The following is a 13,047-nucleotide window of genomic DNA, read 5'->3' as shown; positions in this document are numbered from 1 at the left end:
GCATACGCTATCCATGCCATTCATATGGATGAAAGAGGACAAGTGGAAAGAAAGGAGCGGCAAGCGATGATCATGCTGATCAAAAAATTGCTCGAAACAACCGCTGCGGCGGAAGAAAAAGCCCGGCAGCTCGCTGAGATGGAAACGGATGAGGCATGGGCGGTCTATTTGGCTGAAGCCGAGCGGCAGCGTAAACTTTGGCAATACGTGCATTATTTCGTTGCTGGGGCTAACGCCGACAGTCGAGTGGAAAGAAAGCAAAGAAAAGCAGGCGCAACGCGTTGTGATCTCTTGCAAGCCATGGCGGCGGCTGAGTGGGAAAAAGCGATGTTATGCCAGAACGTCTGTCAAAGCGTAAATGGAGCCGTCAAACAAGCGGTTGATGCTGTGTTCCGCCAGGCGCTTCGCTACAGCGGCCAGTTTCTAGCTATGGCGTACGATGAGCGAGCTCGGCAAACAGCTGATTGAGCCTCTCGAGCCGCCGTGCCTCAATCTCCGGCTCATCAAACACCATCGGCTTGGCGTTGATTTCATAAATGTAAAGCTCGCGTTCGCTTCCGACGCCGATGTCGGCGGAAAACTCGCCGACAAAGCCAAACCGTTCGCCAAGGCATGCGCCGCTCAAGGCAATAAGCCGCTCGAGCGCCGCTTCATCGATGCGTTCCTTGACTTCTTTGTACGGAAGGATGGTTCCGCCATGAAACACATGGGTCGTCATTGACTCGACGTCGGCCGAACGGACGCCGATGCCGGTGATCGCATGGCGGCCGTTGTGCCAATGGGCGAGCACGCGCAAATCGTAGCGGCGTCCATTCCACTCGTCCGTTTCAGCCAATGCTTGGGCGATGTAGCGGCCGGACTGAATGAGTGATGCGAGCGCATCGAGTGAGCAGAACCGTTTTTGGCCGCCCGGATATTCGCAAATGGCTTCCGTCTCCGACAAGGCGGTGAGACGAAACAGCCCCATTCCTCTGGCGCCGTCATCCCGCTTCAAGTAAATGCAGCTGTATTGGCGGAGCCAAGCGCGAAGATCGGCCGCTGTTTGGACAGGCGCCGTCGACAATAGATGTGGCCAGAGCCGACGGTCGGACCGCAGCGCGTCATAAACGTCCGATTTGCGAAAAAAAGAGCGGTTGACAAGTGGAATGCCATGGGCGCTCAACTGGGCGGCCGCCGTTTGAAACGGCTCGCTTTCTTCTTCTTCGCGGCTTTTTACTCGATTGTAGACGACATCGGGCAGTGGAGCGGCCGCTTCGATGAAACGATGAAGCGGCGGAACGAATACATATCCGGAGACCGTTTTCTCTCCGATGCCGGCGGCCGCACTGACGACGGAGATGCCGCCGGCTTTGTGGATGGAGCGGATGACGGTTTCAAGCCACGGCTTTTTCCCAGCCAGCAAAGCGGCAAGGGACGAGGCGCTGACCAGCACGCCGACGAGCGGTCCCACCCGTCCATCTTGCTCGCGGACGGGAAAGACGGGATCGGGAAGGACAGCGGCGGGAGCAACCCAGCCGCTGCCGAATCGATAAGGGCCGCCCGGGCTGTTGCACACCCACTCGCCGGTGTCAGGACGGTAGCCGATCGTCAGCATGACCAAAGCGCCTCGGGTTCGGTGATGGCGGTTTTGCTGAGGTGGACGGCGTAAGCGAGCGGCAACCGCGCTGTTCGTTCGTCTGCGTCCTTTAATTTTGGATGCTTAAAAATCGACCGTCCGGGTTTGGAATTGGCTTCAAACATCCAAATCCTTCCTTGTTGGTCAACGCCAAGGTCAAAACCGATTTCGCCGATCAACGTTTCGGATGCTTCATCAAGGCAACGGCTGAGCGTAAGGGCGGCGTCAGAAAGACGGGCGAGCATGATTTCGCGCTCGGCGGCATCTGGGAACATTTCTTCCAGCGTTTTGACGATGCCCCCGCTGTTCATATGGGTCGTGATGCTTTGTTTTCCAGCGATTTTGGCGGCGATGGCGCTCACTTGCCATATGCCGTGTTCGTTTTTGTTAACGTGAACGCGGAAATCAGTCGGTCGGCCGTTGACGGCAAGAAGCGGCACCGCTTGTTGGATGACATAGCGGTGAAGCGGCGCATGAGCGAGCAAATGATGCCACACCGCCATGGCGGTCGGAAACAGCACTGTTTGTATTTCTCCGCTTTCATCGCGGAATCGGCATTCATAGGCGTTTTTTTTCACTACATGATAAATGCCGCGGCCGAGGCTGCCGTCGGCCGGCTTAATGTACGCTTCACGGTAGCGGGCAAGAAACTGCTCAATGGTGTGCTGCGTCACGTGGGCGGACGTCGCCGGCAAATACGGCTGCGCCTTCGGATGAAGAGCGAGCCGGCGGTAAATGTCCCATTTGTTGAAAAAACACCCGTTAAAGATCGGGATGCCGTAGGTGGTTTGCAGCGTCTTCGTCATCGTTTGAAACGTTTCCTCCTTTTCGACGCGCCGGTTTGGCAGCCGGTTGTAAACGACATTCGGCAACGGCACCGTATGGCGTTCCCAGCCGCGCTCTGTGTAAAAATAGCCGTTCGTCATGCCGTTTTCCCAGTCTATATGGGGCGCGCCAAACAAAAAGGCAAATCCGCCGACTTGCTTTTCTTGCGCCAGCAACTTGGCAAAAAAGAAGCTCCGGCTGCCGACCGGGCGGTGGAGCGACTTTGTGAATCCGGCGGTCAAAATGCCGACAAGCGGCCCGAAGTGAACGGTCTCATCGGTCAAAAAGACATGAACGTCAGCGGCAAATGGGATCGACAAGCATCGAGCGACGTCATGTGCCACAATCACGCGGTCGACAAGACGGGGAGAGGAAATGACCCGGCATGGGGTGACAAGGCTGCCGAACGCAGCCGCCGTTTGCCCTGCTGCTTGGAGCGTGGCGGGAAGAATCACCGTATTGGTTTGTTGTTCGTCAATGATCAATGTGTAGGTCATTGTCTTTTCCTCCTCTGGCCAAAAACAAGCAATACCGAAGCGGCGCTTCGTACAGTTCGTTTTGTTGCTCCGGGGGCAGAAGATGCGCCACTTTTCTCCCCGGTTTGGAATTGACATCCAAAATCCAAACCGCCCCGTTGTCAGTTGCCCCAAGATCCAAGCCGATTTCAAACAGAGGGCCGAACGTATGATCCAAGTAAGGAGGCAACGTCTCGATGATTGTCTCTATGCCATCGAGCACGAAGAGACGTTTTGAAGAGGAAAGCCGGTCGAGCCACTCGGAAAACGGACGAATGTCCGCGCCGGCGCGGACGTTGGCCACCCATGCCCCCGGTCGGCCGACTCGCACGGCCCGCACCCGCTCTATCCAGCGTCCGTTTTCATCCTTTTGCAAAAGAATGCGGAGGTCAAACGGTTCACCCTCCGGGGTTGATAACGGGAGCAATGGCTGCAGGACATACTCGCCGCGGCGGCTCCAAGAGGCGATGAGCTGTTCCAGCTCGCTTCGGCGGGCAATGACGGCCTGTTCTTGACCGTGATGGTCTTGGACGGACAGCGTCTTCCCCTTCTTTTGAAAGATGCCAATACCGCGTCCCCCGGAGCCGTGCACCGGCTTGGCGATGGCGGCTTGTTCGCGGCGGAGAAGCACAAGCACATCATCGGCGCGCTCAAGACGGACAGTCGGAGGCACGTATGCGGACAAGAGGGGATGAGAGGAGAGCGCTTCATATACGTCCCATTTGCCCGGCAGGCCATAGCCTAAAAATGTGAGGTCAGGTCGCTGCTTCAACCAGTTCATAATCGGTTTTGCTTTTTTGGACCGCTCATCATGGCCGTAAAAGCAGCGGTCATATAAAAATGGCGGAATGGCAAAGACGGCGTTTGTCCATTCGTTCGTTTCCTCTTGAAAGAGAAAGCCGCGGACATTTTCCGTCTGCGGATCGATCGATAGCGGTGAAAAGCGGCAGACGGAAATGCCGTAGCGTCTGGCGCGTTTCGCCACCTCCGTGCAATACGTGTGGTCTTGCTGCTCGTCAAGGGTGACAAAACCGAGTGAAAGCAAAACGGTTCACTCCTTTTCTTCCATCAATGTCAAACTATAGTCGATGATTGCCTTCGCCGACGGGCGGACCGATTGGCAGGAAGCGGCCATATTCGTCTGTTTCGACGGCTTCGTATTCACCTCGATGATCCACGGCTGGCCATGGATGTCAATGGCAAGATCAACGCCAAACTCTCCATACAGTCCTTCCGATTCCGAGGCGAGGACGACGGCGGATTCCAGTGCGATTTCTTTCAGAAGCTGTTTTTGCTGGAACGCGTCAGCTCTCGTACACCACTTTCGCAAGACGTCATTGACCGCCATGAGCTCCCCGCCGCGGGCAAGGTTGGCCACGAATTGGCCGGGCGGCGCGATGCGGGCGACGGCGGACGTGACGCGCCAATCATTGTGGCGGACTCGATGACAAAGCAGGCGAAAATCGACCGGGCGGCCGTCGAGGGTGCGAAGTTCAAGCCCTTGTTGGATGATCATCGGCGTTCGGATTTGTTGCCGCAAAGCGGAAGCTAAAGCGTCCATTGAACGATATACGGCCGTTGAAGCGGAAGTGGAATGGCGAAGACAAATTCCGTCGTCCGAATGTTGGAGGCAGAAAATCCCTCGCCCTTGGCTGCCATAGATCGGCTTGAGAAAGACGGATGGGAAAGCGCCAAGGAACGCCTCAAGCGTATGTTGACCGCTCCAGAGCGCCGTTTTCGGCAAGTGCGGGTGCAAGTACTCGTGCCGCTCAAAATGGCAGTGCACTTCCCATTTATGCAAAAAGCGATGGTTGAATATCATCCCATTCTCTTCGGCAAGCCGAGCAAGCAGCTCGGCAAACAAAGGGGAGCGTTCGAGCTTGCGCGAGTGAAGGCGATTGTAAACGACATCGGCTGGAGGCACGTCCCGCTTGCTCCATCCGCTTTCGGTCCACTGATAGCCGACTCCCTCTAAGTAAAGCGCCGGCGAGGACACGTAAAACAAGAGACCACGCTTTCTAGCATATGCCGCCAATTCCTCGCAAAAATGATGGATGGATCCAAAAGCAGCCCGTTCACTTGTTTCATGGATTTCCGTCAGCACAGCCATCGTTCGTTGTTTACTCATCGCAGTCCCTCATTTGCGCATTCGTCAGGCAAGCTCTATAATGAACAATTAGGCAAACGTTTATATCGCCATCGTATGATGACGGACGCCGTTTGGTGACAGCGGCGGGGACGGAAGGAGAAGAGGATGGAAACGTTCGTTTATTTGCTGTTTATGGTGGCGGTCGGGGCGCTCATTGGCGGGGTGACGAATTTGATCGCCATCGTGATGCTGTTTCGCCCATATGAGCCGATGTACGTGTTTGGAAAACGGCTGCCGTTTACGCCGGGATTGATTCCAAAGAGGCGGCAGGAGCTGGCCGAACAGCTCGGGAAAACGGTCGTGGAGCATTTGGTGACGCCGGAAGGATTGCGGCGCAAACTCACGGATCCGGCCTTTACGGCCAAGATGGCCGAGTGGGGGCGGGAATGGCTTCGAAAGTGGCTTGCGCGCAAAGAAACGCCGGCTGAGTTGCTTGAACGCCTCGGTATTCGCTCTCCAGCCGAGCGGCTCGAAGCGATGGCGGCCGAGCAAGCTGAGCGAGCGTACGAACGGTGGAGCGAAACGTGGCGTCTGCGGCCGATACGCGATGTATTGCCAGCGGAGTTGAAGCAGACGATGGAAGCGCGCGTCGAAAGTCTAGCGGGTTATTTGGCCGACAGGACGCTTGACTACTTTCGCAGCGAGGAGGGAAAGCAGCAGATTTCCAGCATGATCGAGCGTTTTTTCCAAGAGCGCGGGATGGTGGGAAATATGCTGCAAATGCTGCTTGGCAATGTCCATTTCGTCGATAAGGTGCAGGCGGAGCTCGGTAAATTTTTGCGCCATGCTGGCACAAGAGAGGTGCTCTCCCGCCTTCTTTGGACGGAGTGGAACAAATGGTTGGACTATCCGCTCGCAACCGTGGAAGAGATGATCGGCCGCCAGCGCATCGATGAAGCGATGCGGTCGGCTGTCCGCCGTTTGGTGCAAAGCGGCGGCTGGCTGCATCGCCCGCTTGATGAGCTGATCGCTCCGTATGAGCAACCATTGTTTGACCGCCTCATCCCGCAGGCGGCGGAAGCGGTCAGCCGTTTGCTCAGCTGCAAGATTGAGGCAATCGTGGCGCAGCTGGGGCTCGAGGATATCGTCCGCGACCAAGTGGAGTCGTTTTCGTTGCGGCGGTTGGAAGCGATCATTTTATCGATTGCCCGCCGCGAGCTAAAGATGATTACGTATTTGGGCGCTTTGCTGGGCGGGTTGATCGGCGCTGTTCAAGGCGTCATTGGCTTATGGCTGTAGGCTGTGGCATATCGCCGTCAGATGGCGCATACGTTAGAACGTGAACGATATTCGTATAGGAGGCTCTTTTTATGTCTGAACCCCTTCATGCGCTCGCTAGACAGCTTGAGCAGGCGATTCGGGCGAGCGAGCCGTTTCAGCAGCTGAAACGGGCATACGAAGATGTCCGCCGAGATGAAATCGCCTATCGAATGTTCGTGAATGTCCGCGACATCCAGCTTCGGCTCCATGAAAAACAGATGCGCGGGGCGGCCATTTTGCCTGATGAAATCGAACAGGCGCAAAAGGCGATGGCGCTCGCCCAGCAAAACGAGAAACTCGCCCGCCTGATGGCGCTCGAGCAGCAAATGAGCATAACCATTGCCGAGGTTCAGCAAATCGCCATGAAGCCGCTTGAGGAGTTGCACCGTTCATTCATGGAAGGAAGATAGGAAAAACACCCGGTCGGGTGTTCTTTTTTTGTCCGTTTCGTCATAGTCATGAAAATGATAAGGAATGCAAAGCCGCCGCCAGCTTGCTGGCGGCGGCAAGAGAGGTTGAGACGGACAAAAGGGGGAGACAGCCGTGTATAAGCTGTTGGCGCTCAACATTGACGGAACGATTTTAAAAAACAACGGCCGCCTGCCGCGCGAAACGAAAGAGGCGGTCGACTATGTGAAGAAAAAAGGAGTTTATGTTACGTTAATCACGAGCCGCAATTTGCTTTCCGCCCGCAAAGTGGCGAAAGCGCTGCGGCTTGATGGGATGCTCATTGCATTCCAAGGAGCGATGATTGCCAGAACGCTTGATGATCGGCTGTTTGACGCCGTGATCCCTGAGGAGCGGACGTTTAATATCGTGCAAATTTTAGAAAATTTCAACTGCAACATCCGCCTTATGCATGAGCGGTATTCGCTCGGCAATCGAAAGAAGGTGAAGAAAAACCTTGTCGTGCAAACGGTTCTCTCCTCAAGCGACCCGTTTTTCTATCCGACTCAATTTGTCGATTCACTCGGCGATGTGCTGATCGACGAACCGATCGCTGTGCCGAAAATTGATGTCTATTTTGCTGCAGACGAAGAGAGGGATGCAGCGGCCGCTTTATTGATGAAATCGATTCCGTCCATTGATATGATTATGCAGCCAAACGGAAAAATGGAAATTGTCCCACAAGGAGTGTCGAAACTCGCGGGGTTGCGCCGGCTGGCTCAACATATCGGCGTATCGTTGAAAGAAACGGTGATGATCGGTGACGGCCTTGACGATTTGCCCGCCATTGAAGCGGCTGGACTCGGCGTCGCCATGGGGAACGCGCCGCTTGAGGTGAAGCGGGCGGCAGACTGGGTGACGCGTTCGAACGAACAGCTCGGCGTCGCCTACATGGTGAAAGAACATTTCCGCAAACAGCAACGGATCGAGTTTTTGCAAAAACTCAAAACAAAACGATGAGCAGTCCATGGGGGCTTGCTGTTTCAAAATGAGGCCGGGAGTGAATGCCCGGCTTTCTTCATTAATACATTCCGAGTTCGATAGTCACTAGGCAAACAAAATGCCTCTTGGGCGCACTTTGGACGTGTATCTAGGAGGATGGTGAAAAACAACCGATTGCGCCGAACCAGTTGCTTTTGGATGAACGAAAATCGTTGATTTTAAAGGGTTTCTCAATTTGAGAAGGAAATCCGTTTTCTGCGACTTTTCACTCAATCACCAGCCTTCTAGGATCCACATTACGAAACCCTTGCCTTGATATAACAACATTTTGGTCATTTCCATTTGCCTAAAATGACCTCAAAACTGTCGAACTCGGGCTTTTCAAGGTGCATCTATTACATCACAATTTGCTCATCCATCCCAATGCTGATAATATGATAATAATAGTGATCATCTTGATGAAAAGACCCTTTAGATCTATTTTTTTATTTTTTATTTGGAAAAACAAAATAAACAGAGAAATAATTAAAACTGTAGATGAGCAAATTCGCTAACATAAATTGACAATCAAACAAAAAAGGAGACATGAACCGGACTCCTTGGTTAGAATAGATGTGCTACCAACTACCCACAAGGAGGTTCATGTCCCATGAATAGATTAGCACATCACCAAGGAATCTACAAGTTTTTCTTCACTTTGGGGTTGACGCTGCAACTTTCCAAACCGGTCTTGAAGCATCTCGTTCACATTGTCGATGCCTTGACCACCAAGGGATTTTCGGGAACGTTGACCGATGTCCATCACTGGGTGAAACGGTATTGGGCGGTGGTGCTGCTCTCCTGCGTGTACAGCATCGCCGAATCCCGACAAACCCTTTCCGCTGGACTGGAGCTTCTTCGATCGCGGAAAGGCCACAGCGTCGTCGAGTTCATTGATGACGCCGCGAAGCAAGATATTCCCATTGATGTGATCAAAAAACAGCTCCATGTGGCCTAAGGGGTATCCTGTTTGTCTCTTAGAACATGGAAATTATTGTAATTAAAAATGCTCATCTACAGTAGGAGTAATGTTGTTCGTGCCGTTGATTTTCTTAGTCATTTCCTTATTGACAAACAGGTGGGGATTTTTCCTTTGGAGTTTGGCACCAAGCTTTACTGTGGGGATGACAGGGTTTTTCGTAGCAAAAGATAAATAATATACCACACCCGTGGTGCTAGTTGAGTGGCTAACGCTCGACTAGCACCACGGGTTATTTATACAAATATTGTAGTGGAAAAGGGAGAAGTGTATTGAAAACGCGGACATCGTTGCGACCTGAAACATTTTTACTATTTTTACATAAATGGATAAGAGGGATTTCCATCATGAAGAACATGTATTATAATAAGAGCTGGATATGATAGACATAGGAGGGAAATGATGAATAAAGCGAAGCATGTGATAATGTCTTTCTTGTTGTTGGGGACATTATTTTTCCCGCTCTCGCACAGTTGGGCGCAATCCTCCATCTTGCTTTACGTCAACAACAAAGCCGTGCCGACGAAAGAGGGCGTGCCGTTTGTGTCGAATTCCGTGACGTACGTGCCGCTGAAGGCGGTGGTGACGCGGATGGGGGACAAGTATTCGTACAGTTCGAAGACGCTTACGGCTACGGTGACGCTGAAAAACAAAACGAAGATTCAAGTGCAGGCGGGGAAAACATACGCCAAAGTGAACGGGAAGGCGCGTTACTTGGTGTGGACGACGAAAAAAGGGGTGAAGTACCCAACAAGCGACAAGGCGCGCATCAAAAACAATGTGTTTTACGTTCCTGCGCCGTTTGTTCGTGACGTGATGAAGTACCCGCTTTCGACGAAAACGACAAGCGGCAAGACGGTGGTGTATGTCGGCAAGCAGCCGAAAACGACGGCCAAGCCGACGACGCCGAGCAGCAAAACGACCGATCCTGATGAGCTGGCGAAGCAGGAGTTTTTGAAAACGTGGACGCCGCCGAAAATCAAGTCGAAAATGACGAACGATCCTGTGAAAAATGCTCGCATTTTGGCAGATGAGCTTGGATTGTATCAGCCTGATCCTGACGGGGCGGCTGCGATTTTCAATCCGTTTGCGCAATCCAGCGGCGCTTGGGCGTTCGCTGTTTGCGAAGACACGGGGATTGAGGGTGTGGATTTGGAGATTGGGATTAATCAGTGGTTTGGAAACCGATGGAACCCTGAATTTTACAAAACTCCTTATGTGTTAAAAGAGGTGTTCAAGTTTTACGAACTGCCAGAGGTTTACGACATCTTGTATAGAGGAATTGAGAAAAAGGAAAATGTAGACGACAAGGTCGGAAAATGGTTGACGTTTGGAAAGAGAAAGGTATTGATTTTTGAAGGAAAAAGTCAAGTTTTTGTTCAAGTGAAGAACTTGTATCAACGTTGACGGGGCGATGGGTCCCGTCTTTTTTGTTATATTTTCTGTTTTGATTGATAAAATACGTTAAACAGAAAAAGAGAAGGGGGTGTTTGCATGAAGAAGTGGGCAGGAATTGTTTTGGCCTTTTTGTTTTCCTTTGGGATAAGCGTTGATGTACATGCATTAGGAGATCCTTTGATAGGGAAAACTATCAAACACTACGACGGCCGCACGACGACGACGGGGGCGCCGACGTATATCACCTTCAATCCTGCTTATCGGACGAAAGACGGGAAGCAGAGTCCGCAATATCGGTTTTACGGCGGGGACAAAAAGTTTTGGGAGGACTTCCATTGGAATGAATTCCATTGGTACACCATTGTGCCGCCGAAAAACCCGACGGCGGATCAGCAAAACATGAAAAACATGTTGGAGAACAATCAAGATGAGCTCGGCTGCAACGGCCGCTATTTGGTCAGCTCGTCGGACTGCAACTTAAAGAAAGGGCGGCAAGACCCTCGCACGCGGGTGTATATGGGAGACAATTCGGGGACGACGTTGATCACGGTCGGTCCGTATAAAGGCAAACATTATGAGTGGCGGTACTTGGGCTATACGCCCGACGGGGAGCCTGTAGACAACCCGTTTTTTCCTGATGATTACGCGGCAACGGACACGAAATGGTACACGCGAAAATGGGTGAATTTCGAACAAATTGCTTCGATGGGGTACATGGAAAAAACGGATTATGACTACAAAGCTCTTTCGAAGCGGATTCAGTGGATTAAGGAGAAATTGTTGCCTGCAAATCCAGGTTTGATCAATCCCAAAAAATCGTTGGAAGAAAACGCGGAGTATTATGCAAGAGTCTTTTCGTTTCGTTCCGACCCTGACATTTCTACAGGCATTGTGACGGGGTGGCACAATACGAACGGCAGCTTGAGATATGTGTCGTTTGCGATGAAGAAACCGATTAAGCCGAACTTGCGGCTGGTTGAGTACGACATTTATCTCAAGACGGACGTGGACGGAGACGGGGACCAAGACCTGAAACTTATCGCGACAGCCAAACGGGACCCGAACGATGACGACGACATCGAGGAAACCAAAAAAGTCTTGTACAACAAGGTGTCGCGAGGACAGACGTATGTCTTTGTCGCGAAGGTCAAGAACATGAAGACAGGAGCCAACCACGATACGACCTATCGTCCCATCACGCTTGACCACATGTACGCCTTTGATGAGGACGCGTTGCAATTCAACGACTATTCGGTGGTGTTTGAGGGCGCTCAAGGGGCAAAGCCGACGACGCCGAAGACTGCGATTAAGTACGGAGAGACCGTGGAGTTTCGTTGGGAGTACACCGTTCCTTACACGCCGCAAAAGAAAATATTGATGGGAGCCAGCATTCCGATTGGGTTTTTTGAAAAGGGAGACAACATTTATCGAGGCGACGACAAGTCGGAGTTTCTCTTTGACGTCGAACAAGAGGACATCGGTCTTGTGAACCGCATTGAGTTGGTGGATGTCGCGACAGGAGATGTCGCGGACACGGTGATCCCGAATCATACGTACACGCTGCGTTACTACGTGAAAAAATATAAGGGCAACATGCCTGTCGGTGACGCGAAAAGGCCTGACAAGAATCCGTTTGCTTCGATTGACGCGACCGTCAGCGACCAAGTCACGACAGAAAAGGGGTTCAAAGATCAAAGGGCGACGCAGACGCTGAGAAAGGCGGGGGATATGGTTCGGATTGAGATCCCGAACGCGGTGACGCCAAAGGGCCCCTGTGTCTTCACTCGTGTCGTGTTGAATGCAAAACATCGGGCGAATGGACAAAGCACGGACTATTCCAACGATGGCCCTATTGAAAAGCGTATTTGTGCAGAGATCAATATCAGCGTGAAAGGTTTTCAAGTAAAGCCGCAAGGGATTCGTCTTCCGTACAATCAATCATCCAGCCGAGAGGATTTGTCGTTTTCGTTTACGGTGACGAATTACAACTTGGAAGGACAAGCGAAGGATATTCCGTTTGTCCTTTACAAAGAAGGCTCGGTATTGTATAGAGGGTCTGTTTTGGTTCCGCCGAACAAGCCGACGACATACCATGTCGCGGTGCCGAACGTATCTCTTTCGACGGGGGACGAGGTCTTTCAGATTGAGGTGAACTACCCGAATCCGACTCGAAAATGGGTTGAATATTTGCGGGATGGGTCTGATCCGTATAAAGACAATGTCGCGAAAAATGCCATCACGGTGCAAAAAAACGAGAAGCCTTACGCGGTGTGCAAATTAAATCATACACGAAATACATGGAAAACAACGTATTCGTTGTATCAATGGGATGGAACTCGGGTCTATTATTGGGTTCCAGGCTGGTGGGAGTATGACAGCAAGTTTTTTCATGATAGGGCCTATGATCCTCCACCGCCTCGCAAAAAAGCTATGAAGGCTTGATAGGTTTCGGCAGAACCGTCGGATATAAAAGATGATGCCGTCCTTTGTCGGGAGGAACGGAGCCTGGTTCGTCCTTTCGGTCAATCCCAACGGCTCTTTCACGACTTGCCATACGGCGGACAACGTATACTGAAAATACGGGAGGAGAAAGGAAGGCAGCACACTCACCGTCTTCAAGCATTCCCGACAGCGATACCGCACAATCCAAATGCGATCATCGCCATGTGGGGTCAATGCGTTTCGCTTATAGTAACCGTGGCGGTGCAACGAGCGCTTGGCCCGGCAATGCGGACACTGTGTCAGAAGAGGGAAGTCGTTTTCTTTTCCACGTTCTGCATACGTTTGAACGTCAATGCCAAAGTCATGAAATTGAATCACGTCCTCCTCCCCTCCCCTCCTCTGAACCGATGGACTTTTTCTTCCGAAATAATTCACA

Annotated in this window: 10 protein-coding genes and 3 pseudogenes; 8 read left to right on the top strand and 5 right to left on the bottom strand. The window is 52.1% G+C overall.

Annotation, left to right across the window (positions count from 1 at the left end):
- The first annotated feature begins 66 nt into the window (after positions 1-66).
- On the top strand, positions 67-468 hold the full coding sequence (locus tag B9L19_RS15410; RefSeq protein WP_047752187.1) for a hypothetical protein: 402 nt from the start codon (positions 67-69) through the stop codon (positions 466-468).
- Here the strand turns inward: B9L19_RS15410 and B9L19_RS15405 are convergent.
- Genes B9L19_RS15405 through B9L19_RS15390 form a run of 4 tightly spaced genes read right to left on the bottom strand, consistent with a single transcriptional unit; the run spans position 428 to position 5,083 of the window.
- A complete protein-coding gene (locus tag B9L19_RS15405) occupies positions 428-1,594 on the bottom strand; it encodes a YheC/YheD family endospore coat-associated protein (RefSeq protein WP_047752186.1) in 1,167 nt (388 codons plus the stop codon). The genes B9L19_RS15410 and B9L19_RS15405 overlap by 41 nt on opposite strands.
- On the bottom strand, positions 1,588-2,937 hold the full coding sequence (locus B9L19_RS15400; protein WP_047752185.1) for a YheC/YheD family endospore coat-associated protein: 1,350 nt from the start codon (positions 2,935-2,937) through the stop codon (positions 1,588-1,590). Before B9L19_RS15400 ends, B9L19_RS15405 begins: the two co-directional genes overlap by 7 nt.
- On the bottom strand, positions 2,915-4,000 hold the full coding sequence (locus B9L19_RS15395; protein WP_047752184.1) for a YheC/YheD family endospore coat-associated protein: 1,086 nt from the start codon (positions 3,998-4,000) through the stop codon (positions 2,915-2,917). The genes B9L19_RS15400 and B9L19_RS15395 overlap by 23 nt, the downstream gene beginning before the upstream one ends.
- A 6-nt stretch (positions 4,001-4,006) precedes the next feature.
- Positions 4,007-5,083 (bottom strand): YheC/YheD family endospore coat-associated protein, encoded by a 1,077-nt coding sequence (locus tag B9L19_RS15390; protein ID WP_047752183.1) that lies wholly within the window; start codon positions 5,081-5,083, stop codon positions 4,007-4,009.
- 126 nt (positions 5,084-5,209) lie between these two features.
- On the opposite strand from B9L19_RS15390, the gene B9L19_RS15385 reads away from it, so the two are divergent.
- The 7 genes and pseudogenes from B9L19_RS15385 to B9L19_RS15360 all read left to right on the top strand — a co-directional run bounded on the left by B9L19_RS15385 (position 5,210) and on the right by B9L19_RS15360 (position 12,611).
- On the top strand, positions 5,210-6,343 hold the full coding sequence (locus tag B9L19_RS15385; protein WP_047752182.1) for a DUF445 domain-containing protein: 1,134 nt from the start codon (positions 5,210-5,212) through the stop codon (positions 6,341-6,343).
- Positions 6,344-6,414: 71 nt separating this feature from the next.
- Positions 6,415-6,774: a YlbF/YmcA family competence regulator gene (locus tag B9L19_RS15380; protein WP_047752181.1), complete on the top strand. Its 360-nt coding sequence runs from the start codon at positions 6,415-6,417 to the stop codon at positions 6,772-6,774.
- A 133-nt stretch (positions 6,775-6,907) separates the two neighbouring features.
- A complete protein-coding gene (locus B9L19_RS15375; protein WP_047752180.1) occupies positions 6,908-7,771 on the top strand; it encodes a Cof-type HAD-IIB family hydrolase in 864 nt (287 codons plus the stop codon).
- A 631-nt stretch (positions 7,772-8,402) separates the two neighbouring features.
- Positions 8,403-8,558: pseudogene (locus tag B9L19_RS19455) on the top strand (IS701 family transposase); the annotation flags it as partial.
- 3 nt (positions 8,559-8,561) lie between these two features.
- Positions 8,562-8,750 (top strand): annotated as a pseudogene (locus B9L19_RS19850) (IS701 family transposase); the annotation flags it as partial.
- A gap of 423 nt (positions 8,751-9,173) precedes the next feature.
- On the top strand, positions 9,174-10,178 hold the full coding sequence (locus B9L19_RS15365; protein WP_157720889.1) for a stalk domain-containing protein: 1,005 nt from the start codon (positions 9,174-9,176) through the stop codon (positions 10,176-10,178).
- 87 nt (positions 10,179-10,265) lie between these two features.
- The gene (locus B9L19_RS15360) at positions 10,266-12,611 is read left to right on the top strand and encodes an Athe_2463 domain-containing protein (RefSeq protein WP_047752176.1); all 2,346 of its coding nucleotides are present in this window, start codon (positions 10,266-10,268) and stop codon (positions 12,609-12,611) included.
- Here B9L19_RS15360 and B9L19_RS19450 read toward each other — a convergent pair.
- Positions 12,552-12,989 (bottom strand): annotated as a pseudogene (locus B9L19_RS19450) (DUF6431 domain-containing protein); the annotation flags it as partial. The gene B9L19_RS15360 and the pseudogene B9L19_RS19450 sit on opposite strands and share 60 nt — an antisense overlap.
- Positions 12,990-13,047 lie beyond the last annotated feature (58 nt).

This window comes from Geobacillus thermocatenulatus (genome assembly GCF_002217655.1).
GTDB lineage: Bacteria > Bacillota > Bacilli > Bacillales > Anoxybacillaceae > Geobacillus > Geobacillus thermocatenulatus.
This window is presented reverse-complemented; position numbering and strand designations above follow the sequence as displayed.

What these genes read in the sequence shown, in the direction of transcription:
- B9L19_RS15410 (WP_047752187.1), top strand. Translation starts at nt 67, where the DNA reads ATGATCATGCTGATCAAAAAATTGCTCGAAACAACCGCTGCGGCGGAA.
- B9L19_RS15405 (WP_047752186.1), bottom strand. Translation starts at nt 1,594, where the DNA reads ATGCTGACGATCGGCTACCGTCCTGACACCGGCGAGTGGGTGTGCAAC.
- B9L19_RS15400 (WP_047752185.1), bottom strand. Translation starts at nt 2,937, where the DNA reads ATGACCTACACATTGATCATTGACGAACAACAAACCAATACGGTGATT.
- B9L19_RS15390 (WP_047752183.1), bottom strand. Translation starts at nt 5,083, where the DNA reads ATGAGTAAACAACGAACGATGGCTGTGCTGACGGAAATCCATGAAACA.
- B9L19_RS15385 (WP_047752182.1), top strand. Translation starts at nt 5,210, where the DNA reads ATGGAAACGTTCGTTTATTTGCTGTTTATGGTGGCGGTCGGGGCGCTC.
- B9L19_RS15380 (WP_047752181.1), top strand. Translation starts at nt 6,415, where the DNA reads ATGTCTGAACCCCTTCATGCGCTCGCTAGACAGCTTGAGCAGGCGATT.
- B9L19_RS15365 (WP_157720889.1), top strand. Translation starts at nt 9,174, where the DNA reads ATGAATAAAGCGAAGCATGTGATAATGTCTTTCTTGTTGTTGGGGACA.
- B9L19_RS15360 (WP_047752176.1), top strand. Translation starts at nt 10,266, where the DNA reads ATGAAGAAGTGGGCAGGAATTGTTTTGGCCTTTTTGTTTTCCTTTGGG.